Annotated in this window: 19 protein-coding genes, 1 tRNA gene and 1 other RNA gene; 18 read left to right on the plus strand and 3 right to left on the minus strand. The window is 71.6% G+C overall.

Annotation, left to right across the window (positions count from 1 at the left end; translation table 11 throughout):
• Positions 1 to 411: 411 nt before the first annotated feature.
• Both ACIQGV_RS31195 and ACIQGV_RS31200 read right to left on the minus strand, forming a co-directional pair.
• Positions 412 to 1197 carry a hypothetical protein gene (locus ACIQGV_RS31195; RefSeq protein ID WP_402500362.1) on the minus strand — a complete coding sequence of 262 codons (786 nt, stop codon included), beginning with the start codon at positions 1195 to 1197 and terminating at the stop codon, positions 412 to 414.
• Positions 1194 to 2279: a DUF1152 domain-containing protein gene (locus ACIQGV_RS31200; RefSeq protein ID WP_402500365.1), complete on the minus strand. Its 1086-nt coding sequence runs from the start codon at positions 2277 to 2279 to the stop codon at positions 1194 to 1196. Before ACIQGV_RS31200 ends, ACIQGV_RS31195 begins: the two co-directional genes overlap by 4 nt.
• 100 nt (positions 2280 to 2379) lie before the next feature.
• On the opposite strand from ACIQGV_RS31200, the gene ACIQGV_RS31205 reads away from it, so the two are divergent.
• The 14 genes from ACIQGV_RS31205 (at position 2380) to ACIQGV_RS31270 (ending at position 11221) form a co-directional block, all read left to right on the plus strand.
• Entirely contained in the window at positions 2380 to 3120 is a 741-nt protein-coding gene (locus ACIQGV_RS31205; RefSeq protein WP_402500368.1) for a GntR family transcriptional regulator, read from the plus strand.
• A gap of 277 nt (positions 3121 to 3397) precedes the next feature.
• Positions 3398 to 3835, plus strand: a complete 438-nt coding sequence (locus tag ACIQGV_RS31210; RefSeq protein WP_402500371.1) for an ATP-binding protein — start codon at positions 3398 to 3400, stop codon at positions 3833 to 3835.
• Between the two features lie 91 nt (positions 3836 to 3926).
• Positions 3927 to 4655: a GntR family transcriptional regulator gene (locus tag ACIQGV_RS31215; protein WP_402500374.1), complete on the plus strand. Its 729-nt coding sequence runs from the start codon at positions 3927 to 3929 to the stop codon at positions 4653 to 4655.
• 124 nt (positions 4656 to 4779) lie between these two features.
• Positions 4780 to 5130 carry a hypothetical protein gene (locus ACIQGV_RS31220; RefSeq protein ID WP_402500377.1) on the plus strand — a complete coding sequence of 117 codons (351 nt, stop codon included), beginning with the start codon at positions 4780 to 4782 and terminating at the stop codon, positions 5128 to 5130.
• Positions 5131 to 5135: 5 nt separating this feature from the next.
• Positions 5136 to 6509, plus strand: a complete 1374-nt coding sequence (locus ACIQGV_RS31225) for an FtsK/SpoIIIE domain-containing protein (RefSeq protein ID WP_402500379.1) — start codon at positions 5136 to 5138, stop codon at positions 6507 to 6509.
• 81 nt (positions 6510 to 6590) lie between these two features.
• Positions 6591 to 6851 carry a hypothetical protein gene (locus ACIQGV_RS31230; RefSeq protein ID WP_402500381.1) on the plus strand — a complete coding sequence of 87 codons (261 nt, stop codon included), beginning with the start codon at positions 6591 to 6593 and terminating at the stop codon, positions 6849 to 6851.
• Positions 6851 to 7444, plus strand: a complete 594-nt coding sequence (locus tag ACIQGV_RS31235) for a DUF2637 domain-containing protein (RefSeq protein WP_402500384.1) — start codon at positions 6851 to 6853, stop codon at positions 7442 to 7444. The genes ACIQGV_RS31230 and ACIQGV_RS31235 overlap by 1 nt, the downstream gene beginning before the upstream one ends.
• A gap of 20 nt (positions 7445 to 7464) precedes the next feature.
• Positions 7465 to 7665, plus strand: coding sequence for a hypothetical protein (locus ACIQGV_RS31240; RefSeq protein ID WP_402500386.1), 201 nt, complete (start codon positions 7465 to 7467; stop codon positions 7663 to 7665).
• Positions 7665 to 7856 (plus strand): mobile element transfer protein, encoded by a 192-nt coding sequence (locus tag ACIQGV_RS31245; RefSeq protein ID WP_402500389.1) that lies wholly within the window; start codon positions 7665 to 7667, stop codon positions 7854 to 7856. The genes ACIQGV_RS31240 and ACIQGV_RS31245 overlap by 1 nt, the downstream gene beginning before the upstream one ends.
• 9 nt (positions 7857 to 7865) lie before the next feature.
• Positions 7866 to 8060: a hypothetical protein gene (locus ACIQGV_RS31250; RefSeq protein WP_402500391.1), complete on the plus strand. Its 195-nt coding sequence runs from the start codon at positions 7866 to 7868 to the stop codon at positions 8058 to 8060.
• 17 nt (positions 8061 to 8077) lie between these two features.
• The gene (locus ACIQGV_RS31255; protein WP_402500518.1) at positions 8078 to 8317 is read left to right on the plus strand and encodes a SpdD protein; all 240 of its coding nucleotides are present in this window, start codon (positions 8078 to 8080) and stop codon (positions 8315 to 8317) included.
• Between the two features lie 151 nt (positions 8318 to 8468).
• Complete coding sequence (locus tag ACIQGV_RS31260) at positions 8469 to 9752, plus strand: replication initiator (RefSeq protein ID WP_402500394.1); 1284 nt, start codon at positions 8469 to 8471, stop codon at positions 9750 to 9752.
• Positions 9745 to 9972: an excisionase family DNA-binding protein gene (locus tag ACIQGV_RS31265; RefSeq protein ID WP_402500396.1), complete on the plus strand. Its 228-nt coding sequence runs from the start codon at positions 9745 to 9747 to the stop codon at positions 9970 to 9972. Before ACIQGV_RS31260 ends, ACIQGV_RS31265 begins: the two co-directional genes overlap by 8 nt.
• Before the next feature lie 10 nt (positions 9973 to 9982).
• Positions 9983 to 11221, plus strand: a complete 1239-nt coding sequence (locus ACIQGV_RS31270; protein WP_402500398.1) for a tyrosine-type recombinase/integrase — start codon at positions 9983 to 9985, stop codon at positions 11219 to 11221.
• A gap of 79 nt (positions 11222 to 11300) precedes the next feature.
• On the opposite strand, the gene ACIQGV_RS31275 is transcribed toward ACIQGV_RS31270, so the two are convergent.
• Positions 11301 to 11388 (minus strand) — tRNA-Ser (locus ACIQGV_RS31275).
• A gap of 96 nt (positions 11389 to 11484) precedes the next feature.
• Here ACIQGV_RS31275 and ffs point away from each other — a divergent pair.
• From ffs to ACIQGV_RS31295, 4 genes are all read left to right on the plus strand, one after another.
• Positions 11485 to 11583, plus strand: an RNA gene (gene ffs / locus ACIQGV_RS31280) — signal recognition particle sRNA small type.
• A 54-nt stretch (positions 11584 to 11637) separates the two neighbouring features.
• Positions 11638 to 13920 (plus strand): DNA polymerase III subunit gamma and tau, encoded by a 2283-nt coding sequence (locus ACIQGV_RS31285; protein WP_402500400.1) that lies wholly within the window; start codon positions 11638 to 11640, stop codon positions 13918 to 13920.
• A 493-nt stretch (positions 13921 to 14413) separates the two neighbouring features.
• A complete protein-coding gene (gene purD / locus ACIQGV_RS31290; protein WP_402500402.1) occupies positions 14414 to 15664 on the plus strand; it encodes a phosphoribosylamine--glycine ligase in 1251 nt (416 codons plus the stop codon).
• Positions 15665 to 15972: 308 nt separating this feature from the next.
• Positions 15973 to 17787, plus strand: coding sequence for a hypothetical protein (locus ACIQGV_RS31295; RefSeq protein WP_402500520.1), 1815 nt, complete (start codon positions 15973 to 15975; stop codon positions 17785 to 17787).
• The last annotated feature ends 38 nt before the right edge of the window (positions 17788 to 17825 follow it).

Genomic DNA, 17825 nt, shown 5'->3' on the forward strand with positions numbered 1-17825 from the left:
GCGGGGGACGTTGACGATGTCCGGGTCAACGCCACATCCCCGTACATGCACAACTCTGCTCCTATGATTCTAGGACTGGATCACACCGATTGCACCTCGGCATCCCCTGACATCCGAGCTTGATCAATTGTTCATACGCCTGGGCTGCGATCCGATTTTGGGACGCCGGATGCGCGGCACACCCAGGCGTGGAGCCGAGTACCTCAGCCGCGATGGATTCCCTTTTCTCGGAGGTAGGCCCAGATGCTCAGTGCGCGGCTCGGGCGCTGGCCGGGCTGGAGCGGGGCGGAGACAGGAGCGCAGGCCCGGCCGGGGGCCGGGCCGCGCGCGGGGAGCGGAGCGAGCCGCCTTGAACCAGTAGAGAAGGTTGTAGCTCAGCAGCTGGGGGCGCTGATGCTCTCAGATCGGTCGTCAGAACGGCGGCTCTTCGCCGCATCCTTGGATCGTGGCTGCGTCGGAACCCTGCGGTGAGCTGTCCGGCGGTAGGTCGGTGTCGCAGAACAGGAAGGGATTACGCTGGCCCTGCAACCCTGAGGAGTTCTCGCCCCACGCGTTGAGTGCATCAATGGCGCGCTCGCGGTGCTGCCACCGCCCGCTGGTTCCGAGAACCTGTCGGATCGCGGGCACCAATGCTGCCCGGTGGCGCAGCAGCCTGGGGTCGTCCAGGAGTGGGATGCAGGCTAGGAGCGCCGCTTCGGCTACAGAGCGGTCGGCGTCGTGGGCATATGCGAAGGCTGCTGTGAAGAGCAGCGGTCGAATCTCACGTACGGCGACCGCTGGCGGATATTCGTCGAGCGGGAACCCGTGCTCTTGGCCCATAGCGTCAGCTGCGTCGGTGACTTCGTTCGCTACCGATGCGATCCAGAGCAGTAGTTCGGCTCGCATGCAGTCCGAGGTGACTCGGTAGTCCTTGTCGATCGGGCGCAGCGTCCTCGTGTCAGGCAGGATGGCGGACACGTAGAGCGCCGTGGGTGGTGTCGCTTCGTACAGCGTGTTCTGGTGGTGCAGGACGTCGTGAAGGTTGTTGAGCGCTCTCGTCCTCACAGCCTGGTCGGGATCCAGGAGCGCAACCAACGTTTGAGGTGCCTCTATGGCTGGCCCGTAGGCATGCTGCAACCCTGCCCAGTCGGTTCGGGTGAGCGTGTCCTGTGGGTCGGGTAGATCATTGCCGAACTGGGGCTCGTGGTCGCTTCTCATGTGATCCGCCACAACGGCCAGGCGTACTGCTCCGGGCGGCGGTTGATGAGCAACTGACGCAGGGCGTCGCGTTGTGTGCCGTCGAGGTTCAGAACCTCGGTGAGGCGGCGGAACGTCGTGTGCGTGATTCCGCGGCTGCGGGCCTCGGCCTCGAACTGGGCGAGTCGGGGTAGCAGCGTCTCGGGTGCGAGATTCGTTGGCCGCTGTCCCTTAAGCCATAGGGCCTTGTTGCGCTCGTAGTCGATTTCCGAGAAGCCGCACACTTCACGGCTCAGCGCCTCGACCTGGTCCAGAGTGGTGGTCGCCATGATGGCTCGGGCCAACTCGTTGCGGCTCAGAGCCTCGTCCAGGTCGACCTCGTGGACGGTGGTGCCCTCATCGGTCAGTGGGATCGGGAGGCCGGCGTCTCGGACCTCGCACGTGCCTCGTACGCCGCGGGCTGTCGCTGCGAGCATCCCCGTTGCTTCGGAGGGGTGCCATTCCAGGACCGGGCTGATCGAGTCCACGTCCTTCGCTGTGAAGGTGTGGACGAGGGGGCCGAGCAAGGGGCGCACATCTTTGAGCGGGAGTTCACCGTCGAGGCCAGGGCCTGCGATCAGCAGACGGATCGGCGCGTTCATCTGGGCGCATGCCGCCAGAGTGAGGGCGTCGGCCAAAGGGCTCTTCAGGGTTGGCTCGTTGCCGAGGGCCAGCGCGTCTCCGCCGACGTCCAGGAGGTCGATCGTGGTCGGCTCCAGGTGGCCGATCAGCTCTTCGAGCTGGAGGGTGACGCCTTCCGCACCCCGCCGTGTATCGATCAACGCGAACGATTGCGGGAGCTCTGCCGCGAGGCGTGGCAGCGTGGAGCCGGCTGGGGCGATCGGGCGGGCTTCCGCCGGCACCATCCAGACGGACGGGGTGATCGGTTCGAGGCCGGTGAAGTCGTCGGGGCTTCGGGGGCCCGGTACCGGGTCGATCAGTAGCCGGTCCCACGCGTACGTGAGGATCACGGCTCGGTCCTCGGCGCCGTACAGAGCGGCGTCAAGCATTGCGGCGGCGACAGCGTCGCCCCCTCCTCCTGCTGCGACGATCAACCGCGTCATGGGCCCAAGAGTACGGGGTCCGCTGTTGACTACTCACCCTATAGTGGCTAGAGGCCATAGCCACTTTGCCCGCTTTCTGCGGGTAGGACGAGGAGGGCACATGCCGCAGATCGAGGAGGCTCAGCCGAAGTATCTCCAGATCGCGTACTTCATCCGCGATCAGATCCTTCGGGGTGACCTGCGGGCGGGGGACGAGGTGCCGTCGGAACGGCAACTGGCCTCGGACTGGAAGGTGTCCAGGCCCACAGCCGCGCGGGCCTTGGAGGCGCTGAGTCATCAGGGGCTTGTCGAGAAGCGGCAAGGGTCCGGCACGTACGTGCGGAGCCTCGAAGTGAACCGGCGTGCGCGGGAGTTGTACGGGCGGGCGCGACAGACCGGGAAGATCTACACGGCCGGTGAGTACGCGGTCATCACCTCCGCCGGCTGGCTTGAGGCCCCTGACCACGTTGCTGAGGCGCTCGGCCTGATCAAGGACCGGCGGGCCGTGCACCGCCGCCGCGTGACCAACAACCAGGACGGGCCGATCACGCTCTCCACCTCATGGTTCGCCCCGGACGTCGGGCAGCGTGCGCCCAAGCTCCTGGAGCCCGAGCGGATCCAGGAGGGCACCCTGATGTACGTCGAGAAGATGACCGGCCGCCAGGGGAGTTACGCCGAAGACCGCATGTGCGCAAGGAGCGCCACCGAGGAAGAGGCAGCGGACCTCCAACTCGCCCCCGATTCGGCTGTCCTCGTCGTTCACCACGTCGTCTTCGACCTCCAGGACCGGCCGTTGGAGTTCGCCGAAGCCACGTACCCGCCGCACCGCTGGGCGTTCGAGCAGGGCTACCCGCTCGGCTGACGGTTTGCCAGTTGCGGCGAACCGCTTGCGCGGCACAAGTGGCTAATGCCACTATCCAGAAAGTGGCTAAGGCCACTTACTGGAAGGGGGCACGGCGTGACGAGTCAGCGACCGGATCAAGGCGCGCACTTACCTTGCCGGGGATGCCGTGGGCGGGGCTGGAAGCGCGTGGGATCGCGTACGAGCCTCGCCCTCGCCGTCACTGCCGACCGCGCCCGTGCCACGTCGAAGCGGCGCTGCCTCGACTGCGACGGCAGCGGCAAGGAGTGAGCGTCGGATGGCTTACATGCTCGACCGCTACCCCTGCGAGGACTCTCCGCGGCTCGGAGCGATGACCTTGCACCCCTCTCCGGAGTCCGTGCCTCGCGCCCGGCGCTGGTTCCGGAAGTTCATCGCCCCGTACAACCCGGCCTGCTCGGTCGACGACTGCGTACTGATGATCTCTGAACTCGTCACCAACGCGATTCGGTACGGGCAGGCCGACGACCCCTGGCGCGTGCGGGTGGAGTGGTTCCGGGACGGGACCTCGCTCCGGGTCGAAGTGCACAACCCTGGATTCCCGGCGAACGTGCGGCTCAGGCGGCCCGATGCCGGCGATGCGCATGGACGGGGGCTCTTACTCGTCGACTCGATCGCCGAATCATGGCACTCCGGGCCCAGCCGCTTTGGTGGGACGGTCGTCTCTTTCGTGGTCGCAGACGCCTGGCCCACCTGAAGATTGCCCCACTCTATGGGATCAACAGTCGCGCGTAGCGCTAGTCTGGTTGACCAGTTGACTTGGCTAATCTCGACGGGCGGCGGCGTTCATGGCGTATGAAGTGGAGGCGCCGAAGTACGTACGCCTCGCGCAGACCATTCAGGGCCGCATCGAGGACGGTACGTACGCGCCCGGCAGCCGCGTGCCCAGCGAGAACCAGTTGGTGCAGGCATTCGGGATGTCCCGGCCGACCGTCGTCCGTGCTCTGGAACTGCTGAAGCGTGACGGCTGGCTTGAGTCGCGTCAGGGTTACGGCACGATCGTGCGCGGTCGGCCGGCGGTCGTGGAGCAGAAGGACCGCCGGGGGAGTGAAGTGCTCGCGCGGGACGAGTCGCAAGACGGTGGCAGGCTCGTCGAAGTGGGGCAAGTGCCTGTTCCGCCGCGCGTCGCTTCCGCGCTAGGGCTGCCCAAGCATGCACAGGTCCTCATGCGTCGGTTCTTGGTCGAGGCGGACGGGGAACCGTTCGAGCTGGTCTCGTCGTACTTCCCCGTCGGCCTGGTCGAAGGCACCGACCTGCTGAGGTCCGAACCCCTGGCCGGCGGCACCCGCGCGCATCTGGAGTCGCGGAAGAAGGTCCGCTTCGACCATGTCAGCGAACGTGTCTCCGCCCGTCTGCCTGAGCGGTCGGAAGCGGGGCTGCTGGAGCTCCCGGACGGCGTGCCCGTGTTGAGTGTCCTGGTCATCGCGCGTGACGCTTCCGGGCAGGCGTTGCAGGTCTCTGACGTGCTGCTTCCGGCCGATCGGCAGGAACTGGAAGACAACTACCGTCTGAACTAGGCCCTGACTGGGGCCAGTTCGGCATCCATCTCACTTGACAAGTCAACTTGGCATCTCTAACTTCCAACTTGCTAAGTCAACCTGTCAGGTGATGGGTTGATCGAACTCTGAAGGAGACAGTTCTGTGCGTGTGATCCGCGTTGACGCCTCGACCGCCACGATCCTGCTCACCGAAGCGCCGGCGCCGAAGGTGCGCGACCGGCAGACCGGCGAGATCGCGAAGGATGCCGTGAGCGGCGAGGCACTGATGACCATCGGCGTCGTCTACATCGACGAGGGCGAGTCGTCGCTGATCCAGGTCACCATCCCGGAGAGCGGTGTGACGGACGGCCTGACCGTCGGCGCTCCGGTCTCGCTGCCGGGGCTCGTCGCCCGCCCCTGGCAGAGCGTGTTCAACGGGCAGCAGCGGCACGGCATCGCCTACCGGGCCACGGCCGTCATGCCCGGCGCCTTCCAGATGGCTCAGGCGGGCTGATCGGCATGACCGACCTGGTGACGTTGGCCGAGCTGGGCGCACCGCTCGCCGCGACAGGCGGCGCGGTCTACGCCCGACACGCCCACCCCGCGGTGTACTGGTCCACGGTCGGGCTGCCGCTCTCGGTCGCCCGGCTGCTGGCCTCGTACTCGTCGACCATGGACGCGTGCGGACTGACCGTGGAGCCGTCCCGCTGGCGGGCCCTGGCCGTCCGGGCCGCCACCCGGCGGGAGGTCCGGCCCGTTCCTCCGCGTCGCGGAGTGATCCGGCCCAACTCGACCGGCCTGCGGGTACGGCTGCGCCTCGCCCCTGGCCAGGAATCGGCGGACGTAGCGGCCTCGGCCGAACGACTGCGGCACGCCTGGGGCGTTCACGCCGTCTACGTCCGGGACGTCAAGCCCGGTGTCGTCGAACTGCGGCTCGTCGGCTACGACGTCTTACGCAAGGTGCGCATGCCTCGCCGCGTCGACAGCGGGCTTCTGCGAGTGCCCGTCGCTCTGCGGGAGGACGCGACCGCGTTCGTCCGCGACTACCGCGCCGTGCCGCATGAACTCGTCCTCGGCGCCACGCTGTCCGGCAAGTCCATGTACCTGCGCCACCTCATCACCGGCCTCGCGGCCCAACCCGTCGCCCTCGTCGGCATCGACTGCAAGCGCGGCGTTGAACTGGCGCCCTTCGCCCCGCGGCTCTCCGCGCTGGCGACCGACCCCGACGAAGCGGCCGAGTTGCTGCCGGTCCTTGTCAAGGAGATGGAGGACCGGTACGACCTGATCAAGGCCCGGCAGGGCATCGCGCCCGGCACCCTGGACGAGGAGATCACCTCGGACGTCTGGGGCCTGCCCGAGAACGAGCGCCCCGCTCCCATCGTGCTGTTCGTCGACGAGGTGGCGGAACTCTTCCTCGTCGCCACCCGCAAGGACGAGGAACGCCGCGACGAGATGGTCACCCACCTCATCCGCCTCGCCCAGCTCGGCCGCGCGGCCGGCATCTACCTGGAAGTCTGCGGTCAGCGTTTCGGCGCCGAACTCGGCAAAGGCGCCACCATGCTCCGGGCCCAGTTGACCGGCCGCGTGTGCCACCGGGTCAACGACGAAGCCTCCGCCAAGATGGCGCTCGGCGACATCGCGCCCGAAGCGGTCTACGCGGCCTGCTCGATCGCCCCTGAGCTGCCCGGCCTCGCCGTCGCCGGGGATACCTCCGGCGGCTGGTCCCGCATCCGCACCCCTTACCTGTCGCTCGCCGACGCTGCGGCCACCTGCCGCGAATCGGCTCACCTCGCCCCGGACGTACCGGCGCTCGCGCCCTTCCGGCGCTACGTCCCGCCCGTGCCCGTAGCGGCCTCCGAGACAGTTGTCGCTCCCCGCTCGGTCACCGAGTAGCTCCACCCCGAACCCCTGGCCGGCGCGGCCGTCCCGCGCCACGTCCCTACCCCGCCATGCCCGCACCGGAGAGGAACGCACATGACCGCCTCCATGGCCTTCTATGCGGACGGCAACACGATCGTCCGCCTCAACCAGTACGGCACGGTCCGAACCCCGATCCTCACCCTCGACGGTGAGGGCCACTCCTTGAGCGTGTCGGTCTTCGACCGAGTGCCCCTCGACGAGCACCTGGCGTTCGCCCGTGAGCTGTCCGCGGCGTGTGCCGACTACGTCAGGGCCCTGGAGACCTACGCCGCCGCCCTGCCGGACGGTGAGACGGATCGGGTCGAGAGGCCGTGATGCGGCTGCCCGTCCGCGTGGACGCCGTACTCGTCCAAGCCCTGATCGCCGCCGCGCTGTCCTTCGCCCACCTTCACGACCTGGCCGCTGCTGCGGGACAGGACGGATGGAAGGCGTGGGCCTACCCGGTCTCCGTCGACCTGCTGTTGGTGGCGGCCTGGCGGCGGCTGCGCGCCGGTGGGCCGAAAGCGTCCGGGTGGTGCTGGTTCCTCGTCGCGCTGGCCGCGTCCCTCGGCGCCAACGTCGCCACGGCCGGGCTGCTCGACCTCGACGCCGTACCGGCCTTGCTGCGCATCCTCGTCGCCGGATGGCCCGCGGTCGCCTTCCTCGGCGGCACGCTCCTCGCCCACGGCTCGGCAGAAGAGCCCGCGGCGGCCCCGGTGCCCGTGCCCGAACCGCCCGCCGTTGAAGCGGCCCCCGAACCGCCCCCGCCGCCCGTCACCCCCGTCCCGCCCGCCCTCGTCGCGCATGCCCGCAAGGTCGCCGACGACCACCACGCCCGGACCGGAACCCCCATCGACACCCCGACCCTTCGCGCCCGGCTCGGTGTTCCGCTGCCGCTCGCCGAAGTGATCGCCGCCCAACTCATCTGAACTCAGGAGTCCTTCCGCACATGCGCCCGTCCACGCTCCGCGCACTCAACCGCGCCGCCGAGCTGACCCGCCAGAACCGCCTCACCGAAGCAATGCTCATCGCCGAACCCGTGATCCTCACCGCCGACGAGTACGAGGGTGACGAGATCAAACAGTGGCTGCTCGACCACGTCGCCGACTTCACCGGCACGAACGACCCCGACTCCCAGGAGCTGCCCTGATGCCCGCCAGCCCCCGCTTCCGCCGCCTCGTGCGCATCGGTCCCGTCCAGGTCGGCACGTACTACGACGGCCGGGGCCGCGAGAAGCACGCCGCCGTCTGCACGGCTCCGCGCTGCGGCTTCTCCGCCGACTACGACAGCCGCACCGCCGCCGAACTCGCCGCCCGTACCCACCGCTGCCGCGTCCGCTGAGGAGAACCGGTGACCGTCTCGCTCCCGCTCGTCTTCGTCCTGGGCGTCATCGCCTGGGCTGCGATCAAGTTCCTCGGTGTCCGTCTCTGGGCCGCCGTCGTGATCGCGCTGTTCGGCTTCTGGCTCTCGCACACCGTCCTCGCCCCCGCGATCGAGTCCGGCACCCGCACTGGGGTCGGGGTCGTCAACGGAACCGACAAATGACAAGGAGATCCGCCGTGCTGTTCCGCCCGCAGCTCCCCGAAGCTCCACACCCGCCCACCGTCATCACCGCGCAGCACCAGGCACCCGTGCGCCTCGCCGCCCGCCCGTTGACCCCCTACCTGGGCGTGGTCGCCGCCGTGGCCGTCTTCGGGATCGTCCTCACCGCGCTCCTGGCGGCCGTCGCCGTCACGGCCGTGTCCGTCGCCATCGCCGCCGTGGTCCTGCGCTCCCTCGTCACGGGTGCCAACAGGCGCTGACCGGCCGCCGGGGCGGCAACACGCCGCCAAGCATCCGCCGCCCCGGAGCCGTTCCTCCCAACCACCGAAACAGCCGAAAGGGACTCCCATCCTCACGCACTCGACCCCGCCCCCGCTGGCGGAGCTGAGCACCCTCGCCGCCCTCGGCACCATGCCCGCCCTTGCCCGACAACTCGCGGGCCTCGGCGGCTGCACCCACCCCGTCCGCCTCGACGGCCACCGCACCGAGTACGCCGTCAACACCACGACCGGCGAGATCGGCAACGTGGTCCACCGCCTCGACTCGACGGCCCTCCCCGCCGGTCACCTGCTGGTCCGCTGCAACAACCGCCGCGCGACCCGATGCCCCGCGTGCGCCGAGACCTACCGTCGCGACACCTACCACCTGATCACCGCCGGACTCCGTGGCGGCAAGGGCACCCCCGACCGGGTCTCCACCCACCCCCGCGTCTTCGCCACCTTCACCGCCCCCGGCTTCGGCCCGGTTCACAACCGCCGCACCGACGGCCGCCCCTGCCGCTGCGGCACTCACCACGACCAGGACGACACCGCCCTCGGCACACCACTCGACCCCGACACCTACGACTACGAAACGGCCGTCCTCTGGAACGCCCACGCGGGCATGCTCTGGCGGCGCTTCTCCATCTACCTCCGCCGGGAGATCGCCAAGCGCGCCGGCCTCACCCAACGCACCTTCCGCAACCACGCCCGCGTCTCCTTCGCCAAGGTCGCCGAGTACCAGAAACGCGGCGCCGTCCACTTTCACGCGGTCATCCGCCTCGACGGCCCGGAAGGCGGAGACACCACGCCCCCGGCCTGGGCCACGGCCGAGCTGCTCACCGACGCGATCCGAGCAGCCGCGATCGCCGCCCGCATCGATGGCCCGGAGATCGACGGCCGGGCACCCACCTTCGCGTTCGGCCGTCAGCTCGACGTCCGCCCGATCCGCTCCGCCAACTTCGACGGCGGCCAGGAGCTGACCGAGCGGGCCGTAGCGGCGTACATCGCCAAGTACGCCACCAAGGGCGCCGAGACGGCGACCGGAACCCTCGACCGGCCGATCCGCTTCCTCGCAGAGCTGGCCCAGGCCCGGATCACCGAACACGCACGCCGCATGATCCGCACGGCCTGGACCCTCGGCGCCCGCAAGGACCTCGAACACCTCCGCTTACGGGCCTGGGCCCACATGCTCGGCTTCCGCGGCCACTTCTCCACCAAGTCCCGCCGCTACTCCACCACCCTCGGCGCCCTCCGCACCGCCCGCGCCGACTGGCGCCGCGCCCAGACGGCTCCGCCCGTCCCGCAGAGCGGCGAACCCACGCTCGTCCTCGCCCACTGGGTCTTCGCCGGTACGGGCCTCAGCGCTGCCGAGACCTGGCTTGCCACAACCCTCGACCCCGCCCCCGGAACGGAAGGAGAACCAACCCGTGGCTGAGCCCCGCGTCGCCGCCCCCGAGACCCCCGACTCGTCCTTGGTCCTCCTGACGGTGGAGGAAGCTGCCCGCCGACTCCGCATCGGCCGTACGACGTGCTTCCGGCTCGTCCTGGCCGGAGAGATCGAGTCCGTCACGGTCGGGAGGCTCCGCCGAGTGCCCGTCGACGCTTTATCCGCCTACGTGGCCAAGCTGCGCCACCGACCGGCCCACGCGGCCTGAGAGGGACGTCATGGCAGAGCAGAAGCGCACCCGGCAGCCCAACGGGGCTTCGACGATCTACCTCGGCAAGGACGGCAAATGGCACGGTCGGGTGACGGTGGGAGTCCGTGATGACGGCAAGCCCGACCGCCGCCACATCGAGCGCAAGACGAAGGCCGAGGTGACCAAGGCCGTCCGGGAGATGGAACGGGCGCGGGACGACAAGAAGCTCAGGAAACCGGGCCAGAGCTGGACGCTCCAAGCCTGGCTTGAGCACTGGGTCGAGAACATCGCCAAGCCGTACGTCTCCGAGAACACGTACGACGGCTACGAGGTCGACGTACGCGTTCACCTGGTTCCCGGCCTGGGTGCTCACAAGCTCGACAAGCTGGAGCCCGAACACCTGGAGCGCTTCTACCGGAGGATGCAGGAGGCCGGGAGCTCCGCCGGCACGGCCCATCACGTCCACCGCACGATCCGGGTCGCCCTCGGTGAGGCCAAGCGGCGCGGGCACGTCGTCACCAACCCGGCGGAGATCGCCAAGGCTCCGCGGCTCGAAGAGGAGGACATCGAGCCGTACACGATCGAGGAGGTTCAGAGCCTGCTCGTGGAGGCTGCCAAGCTCCGCAACAGTGCCCGGTGGGTCGTCGCCCTGGCGCTCGGACTCCGCCAGGGCGAGGCGCTCGGGCTCCACTGGGAAGATGTCGACCTCGACGCGGGATACGTCCGCATCCGTAAGAACCGGCTTCGGCCCAAGTACGCCCACGGCTGCGGAGACGACCCGTGCGGCCGGAAGGCCGGCTACTGCCCGAAGAAGCAGCAGACCCGCCGCGAGCACAAGTCGACCAAGTCACGCGCCGGTCGCCGCACGATCGGTCTGCCCGATCCGCTGATCAAGCTTCTCCGTCAGCACCAGGAGGAGCAGAAGAAGGAGCGGATGGCGGCTGGTGCCGACTGGGAGGGCAAGGGGTACGTCTTCGCCTCACCGACCGGCGGCCCCCTCAGCCCGAACACCGACTTCCACATCTGGAAGCGACTGCTGCGGGACGCGGGTGTACGGGACGGCCGTCTCCATGACGCTCGCCACACCGCCGCGACCGTTCTCCTGATCCTCGGCGTCCCGGACGTCGTGGTCGACGCGATCATGGGCTGGGAGCCCGGGGGAGCGGCCCGTATGCGCGCCCGGTACATGCACGTGACTGGGACGCTGCTGCGGAAGGTGGCCCAGCAAGTGGGCGACGCGCTCTGGGAGCTGCCGAAGACGAACTGAGACGGAAAGTGAGACGGACAACGACGAAGGGCCCCACCGCGAACGGTGGGGCCCTTCGACATCGTGCCCGGTGAGGCACTGGCGGAGGATACGAGATTCGAACTCGTGAGGGGTTGCCCCCAACACGCTTTCCAAGCGTGCGCCCTAGGCCTCTAGGCGAATCCTCCGGTGGGAACATTACATGACCGAGAGGTGTGCTCGCGAACCCGTTCCCGCCGGTCGGCACCGGGTACTGCCCGCCGGTCGGCATCGGGTACTGTGGGCGCAGCCCCTCACGCGGCGCTATCTGACTGAACTCCCCCAGGGCCGGAAGGCAGCAAGGGTAGGTCGGCTCTGGCGGGTGCGTGGGGGGCGCTTGCGTTCCCGGGTCCTGCGGGCGGTCCGCTTTGTCAGTGGGCGCCTATAACCTCGTACGCGTGTCGTCTCTCGCGCTGTACCGCCGCTATCGCCCGGAGTCGTTCGCCGAGGTCATCGGGCAGGAACACGTAACCGACCCGTTGCAGCAGGCGCTGCGTAACAACCGGGTCAATCACGCGTACCTGTTCAGCGGTCCGCGCGGCTGCGGCAAGACGACCAGTGCGCGGATCCTCGCCCGCTGCCTCAACTGTGAGCAGGGTCCCACCCCCACACCGTGCGGGGAGTGCGACTCCTGCCGCGACCTCGCGAGGAACGGCCCGGGGTCCATCGACGTCATCGAGATCGACGCCGCGTCCCACGGTGGTGTGGACGACGCCCGTGACCTGCGCGAGAAGGCGTTCTTCGGGCCCGCCCGCAGCCGGTACAAGATCTACATCATCGACGAGGCCCACATGGTCACGTCGGCCGGCTTCAACGCCCTGCTCAAGGTCGTCGAGGAGCCCCCGGAGCATCTGAAGTTCATCTTCGCCACGACCGAGCCCGAGAAGGTCATCGGCACCATCCGGTCGCGGACCCATCACTACCCCTTCCGGCTCGTCCCGCCGGGCACCCTGCGGGACTACCTGGGCGAGGTGTGCGGCAAGGAGGACATCCCCGTCGAGGAGGGCGTGCTCCCGCTCGTCGTGCGGTCCGGCGCCGGCTCGGTGCGTGACTCCATGTCCGTCATGGACCAGCTCCTCGCCGGCGCGGGCGAGCAGGGCGTGACGTACGCCATGGCCACGTCCCTGCTCGGCTACACCGAGGGCTCTCTCCTCGACTCCGTCGTCGAGGCGTTCGCCACCGGGGACGGGGCGGCCGCCTTCGAGGTCGTCGACCGGGTGATCGAAGGGGGCAACGACCCCCGCCGCTTCGTGGCCGACCTGCTGGAGCGGCTGCGTGACCTGGTCATCCTCGCCGCCGTCCCCGACGCCGCCGAGAAGGGCCTCATCGACGCTCCGGCGGATGCCGTCGAGCGCATGCTCGCCCAGGCCGGCACCTTCGGCGCGGCCGAGCTGAGCCGCGCCGCCGACCTGGTCAACGAGGGCCTGACCGAGATGCGCGGCGCCACCTCCCCGCGACTCCAGCTGGAACTGATCTGCGCGCGGGTGATGCTGCCCACCGCCTACGGCGACGAGCGGTCCGTCATGGCCCGCCTGGACCGCCTGGAGCGCGGCGTCGGCTTCTCCGCCGGCGCGGCGGCGGCGGGCATGCCCGCCCTGGGGTACGTCCCCGGACCCGACGCCCATGCCGCCCCGTACGCCGAGCCCGTCCCGCCGGGCGGCGGAGCGGCGGCGGCCCGCGCGGCGGTCCGCGGCGGCGCGGGCGCCCCCGCACCTGCCCCGGCGCCCACGCCCCCCGTGGCTCCTCCTGCCTCTGCGGCGCCCCCGGCCCCCGCCGTCGCGGCACCCCCGCAGGCCGAGCCCGCTCCGGCTCCCGCCGCCGAGCACGGCGCCGCGGCCCAGGCGGCGCCCGGCCCCGCGGCGCCCCCGGCTCCCGGCGCCTGGCCCGCGGCCGCCTCCGCCGGCGGAGGCCGGCGCCCCGGCGGCTGGCCCACCGCGGCGGCCCCCGGCGGCGGCCCCCGGCCCGCTGCGGCACCCGCACCCGCACCCGTCGCCTCCGCACCCCGGGCCACCGCGCCCGCCGCCTCCCCGGCCCCTGCCGCGGGCATGCCCCCGGCCCCGGTGCCCGGCGGTCTCGACCCGCGCTCGCTGTGGCCGAACATCCTGGAGGCCGTCAAGAACCGCCGCCGTTTCACCTGGATCCTGCTGAGCCAGAACGCGCAGGTCACGGGCTTCGACGGCACCACTCTCCAGATCGGCTTCGCCAGCGCCGGAGCCCGCGACAACTTCGCGGGCAGCGGCAGCGAGGACGTGCTGCGCCAGGCGCTGGCCGAGCAGTTCAGCGTCCACTGGAAGATCGAGGCGGTCATCGACCCCTCCGGCGGGTCCGCACCCGCCCCGTCCGGCCCCGCCGGCTTCGGCGGCGGTGGCTACGGCACCCAGCCCCCGGCCGGCCGGCCCTCCGGCGGCCACGGCTCCCCGGCGGCCCCCTCCGGCCACGGCGGAGCCACCGCCGTCCAGGCCGCCGCCGCGCCCCAGGCCGCCTCCGCCCCGGCGGCACGGCCCGCACCGGCTCCGGCACCCGCCGGGCGGCCCGCCGCCCCGGAACCCGTGCCGGTCGCCCCCGAGGACGACATCCCCGAGGACGACGACCCCGACCTCGACGAGTCGGCCCTCTCCGGCAAGGAACTCCTCGTGCGCGAACTGGGTGCCACGGTGATGGAGGAGTTCACCAACGAGTAGCCCGGGTCCCGAGCCCCGGTCGGCGCTCCCCGGCCCCGGACCGGCATCGGCCCCGGACCGGGTCCGGCCCCGGACTGGGTCCGGCTCCGGACTGGGCCCTGCCCCGGCCCTGCCCCGGCCCTGCCCCGGCCCCGGCCCTGCCCCGGCCCCGGACTGGGACCTGCCCTGGTCGGCGCTCCCCGGCCCCGGACCGGGCCTGAGCCCTGGTCGGCGCTCCCCGGCCCCGGACCGGGCCTGAGCCCCGGTCGGCGCTCCCAGGCCCCGGTCGGCGCTCCCCGGCCCCGGATCGGGCCTGAGCCCTGGTCGGCACTCCCCGGCCCCGGACCGGGCCCGAGCCCCGGCCGGCGCTCCCCGGCCCCGGACCGGGACCTGCCCCGGACCGGGACCGGACCCGTTTCCGGCCCGGCTCTGGTAGGAACCCACAACACGCCCGCCGCCACTCCTTCGGAAGCCCGCACAAAGGCACCACCCGCCGTCCGGTTAGGCTGACCCCGTGAAGGTCCTCGTCATCGGCAGCGGCGCCCGCGAACACGCCCTGTGCCGCTCCCTGTCCCTCGACCCCGCCGTCACGGCGCTGCACTGCGCCCCCGGCAACGCCGGCATCGCCGAGGTCGCCGAGCTGCACCGGGTCGACGCCCTGGACGGCGCCGCCGTGGCCGCGCTGGCCGCAGAGCTCGGCGCCGAGCTGGTCGTCGTCGGCCCGGAGGCGCCTCTGGTCGCCGGTGTCGCCGACGCCGTGCGCGAGGCGGGCATCCCGGTCTTCGGCCCCTCCGGGGAGGCCGCGCAGCTGGAGGGCTCCAAGGCATTCGCCAAGGACGTCATGGCGGCGGCGGGCGTCCCGACGGCCCGCTCGTACGTCTGCACCACCGCCGAGGAGGCCGAGGAGGCCCTCGACGCCTTCGGTGCCCCCTACGTCGTCAAGGACGACGGCCTCGCCGCCGGCAAGGGCGTCGTCGTCACCTCCGATCTGCAGGCCGCCAGGGAGCACGCCGCCGCGTGCGAGCGGGTCGTCATCGAGGAGTTCCTCGACGGCCCGGAGGTCTCCCTCTTCGCGATCACCGACGGCGAGACGGTCGTCCCGCTCCAGCCCGCGCAGGACTTCAAGCGCGCGCTCGACGGCGACGAGGGCCCGAACACCGGCGGCATGGGCGCCTACTCCCCGCTGCCCTGGGCCGACCCGAAGCTGGTCGCGGAGGTCCTGGAGACCGTCCTGCAGCCCACCGTCGACGAGCTGCGCCGCCGCGGCACCCCCTTCTCCGGCCTGCTCTACGCCGGTCTGGCGATCACGAGCCGCGGTGTCCGGGTCATCGAGTTCAACGCCCGTTTCGGCGACCCCGAGACGCAGGTCGTGCTGGCCCGCCTGAGGACGCCGCTCGCCGGTGTCCTGCTGGCCGCCGCGAACGGCACCCTCGACGACCTGGAGCCCCTGCGCTGGAGCGACGACGCGGCCGTCACGGTCGTCGTCGCCTCGCACAACTACCCCGGCACCCCGCGCACCGGCGACCCCATCACCGGTCTGGACGAGGTCGCCGCCCAGGACGCCCCGCACGCCTACGTGCTGCACGCCGGCACCCGGCACGAGGGCGACGCCGTCGTCAGCGCCGGCGGCCGTGTCCTGTCCGTCACGGCGACCGGCGGGGACCTGACCGAGGCCCGCGACCGTGCCTACCGGGCCGTCGCGCGCATCGGCCTCGACGGCTCCCAGCACCGCACGGACATCGCGGCGAAGGCCGCGGGCGCGTAACGCGTCCGGCATCCGCCCGGTGCTCCGCCGCGGCACCGATGAACCCTTCAGGCCCCGGATCCGTCTCTGGATCCGGGGCCTGATCCTTGCCCTGTGTCCCCCACCTCTCCCCAGAGGCATTCCATCGAGTGACCGATCCTCCATCCGGCTGACGGGGGCCCGAGGCCCAACTATGGTGCGGCGCAAGCGTTCCGGCACTTGGCCCACCGGCATTGCGATGTCGGTGGCGGGTGCCACAGTGGGGGAGTGAGCAACACCAGGAAAGCCCCAGGACAGCAGCGAGGGGGTGTGGTCCGGTCGTGACGGGCATGGGTGTGGAGGCAGGTGCGCAGGCCGCTCGGGCACGGGCGCTGGCCGTGCTGCGGGTGCGCGGCCGTGCGCTGGCCGTCGCCCTGCTGCCGGCGGCGGCCGCGGTGATCCTGCTGGCCGGTGGTGCCACGGACCATTTCGTGGGCCCCGGCTGGGACACCGCCCGCTGGGCGGTCTCGGTGCTCGCCGCCGTGGTGCTGCTCGCGGCCGGTGCCGTGGCCCTGGTCGTCGCCCGGGCCCGCCCCGCCCTCAGCCCGACCGTCCCGATCGCCGAGACGGCGGCCCCGGACCTGTACCGGCTGGTGCGCGATCTGGCCGACCGCCTCGACGTCCCGGCGCCCTCGGCGATAGCGCTCACCCCCGACTGCGACAGCTGGCTGGAGGACCGCACCCATCCGGCGCACGGTCCGCCCGCCTCGGCCGGCCGTGACGGGACGGCGGACGCACGCCGGGTCTCCCGCCGTCCGCCCGAGGCGCCCGTCCTGGTGATCGGCTCGCCGTTCCTGTGGTGGATGCGGGTGGGAGAGCTGCGCGCGGTCCTCGCCCCGGTCGTCGCCGGTACGGGACCGTCGGCGCACCCCGACATAGCGGCCGCCCGGCGTTTCGTCCGGGGCCTGGACGCCGCCCTGGCCGTCTCCTCGGCACCGGCGCGCGGGCCCCTGCCCCGCCTGCTGCGGAGAGGGATCGGCCGGGTGGCCCGGCTGCTGCTGCGGGGCTGCCGGCAGCACGCGGTGGAGATGGAGCGGGGGGTGGCCGCCGCCGCGGCCGAGCGTGCACAGGCCGTGGACTACGGCCTGCGGATCGTCGCCCAGGAACAGGTGGGTCTCGCCTACGCGGGCTGGGACCGGCTGCTGACCCGGGTGGCGCTGCCCGCCTGGCGCATGGGCCGCTGGCCCGCGCGCCTGGACGCGGGCGTGGTGTCCGCCCTCACCGAGCTGTCCCGCCGCGACCGGCTGGCCGAGGGTTTCGCGTCCCGGCTGGGCGAGCGCCCCGCCTGCGATCTGCTGGAGGAGCCCGGCGCGGTCGACGAGGCCGCCTCGCTGCTGGCCGCCCGTCTCTTCCACGGGGGTCCTGCCGAGGCGGGGCCCGACTGGTCCCCGGTGGAGTGGCAGGAGTACCCGGAGGAGGTCGTCGACCGCAAGTGGCGCACCGACGCCGCCCGCCTCCACCGTGTCCTGGACACGCTCGGCGTCCGCCGCGGCGGCCCCCACGCCGGGGGCCCGACCCTGGCCAGAGTCCTGGACCATCTGACGGCCCCGCCCCCTCCCGGAGCCACCGCCGGCGACGAGAAGCCTTCGCGCAAGGACGACGCCGGCCTCCGCACGGCCGCCGACGCGGACATCCGCACGGCCACCGGCGCCCGCACAGGCGGCCTCTCCGACGGCACAGGCTCCCGCGCCGGCCTCGGCATCGAGGACCCGGAGCCCGACCCCCGCTGCGGAGCCCTGGCCGAGGGCCTGTCCGCCGAGCTGGCCCGTGAGGAGCGAGAGGCCCGTCCCGCGGCCGGGACCGGCGCCCGCAACGCCCTCTGGGACGACGACCTGCCTCTCTTCCCGCTCCAGCCTCCGCGCACCCCCAGGGAGCTCCTGGCCGACCACATCACCGCGATGGTCTGCTGCGCCGCCATGGACACCGCGGGCGCGACGCCCGGCCTGGACTGGCTGGACGGCCCCTCGCTCCTGGTCGACGGCGAGCGCACCGCCGATCTGGCCCCGAAGGTCCTCACCCTCCTGGAGGACGGCGACCCCGCCCCCCTGCGCGGCTGGCTGGTCCGGGTGGGGATACGCCCGGAGAAGCCGGTCCGGCTCGTCTGACCCGGCGCACCAGGACCGGAGCAGATACTTCCACTTTC

Source organism: Streptomyces sp. NPDC093094 (assembly GCF_044754345.1).
GTDB lineage: Bacteria > Actinomycetota > Actinomycetes > Streptomycetales > Streptomycetaceae > Streptomyces.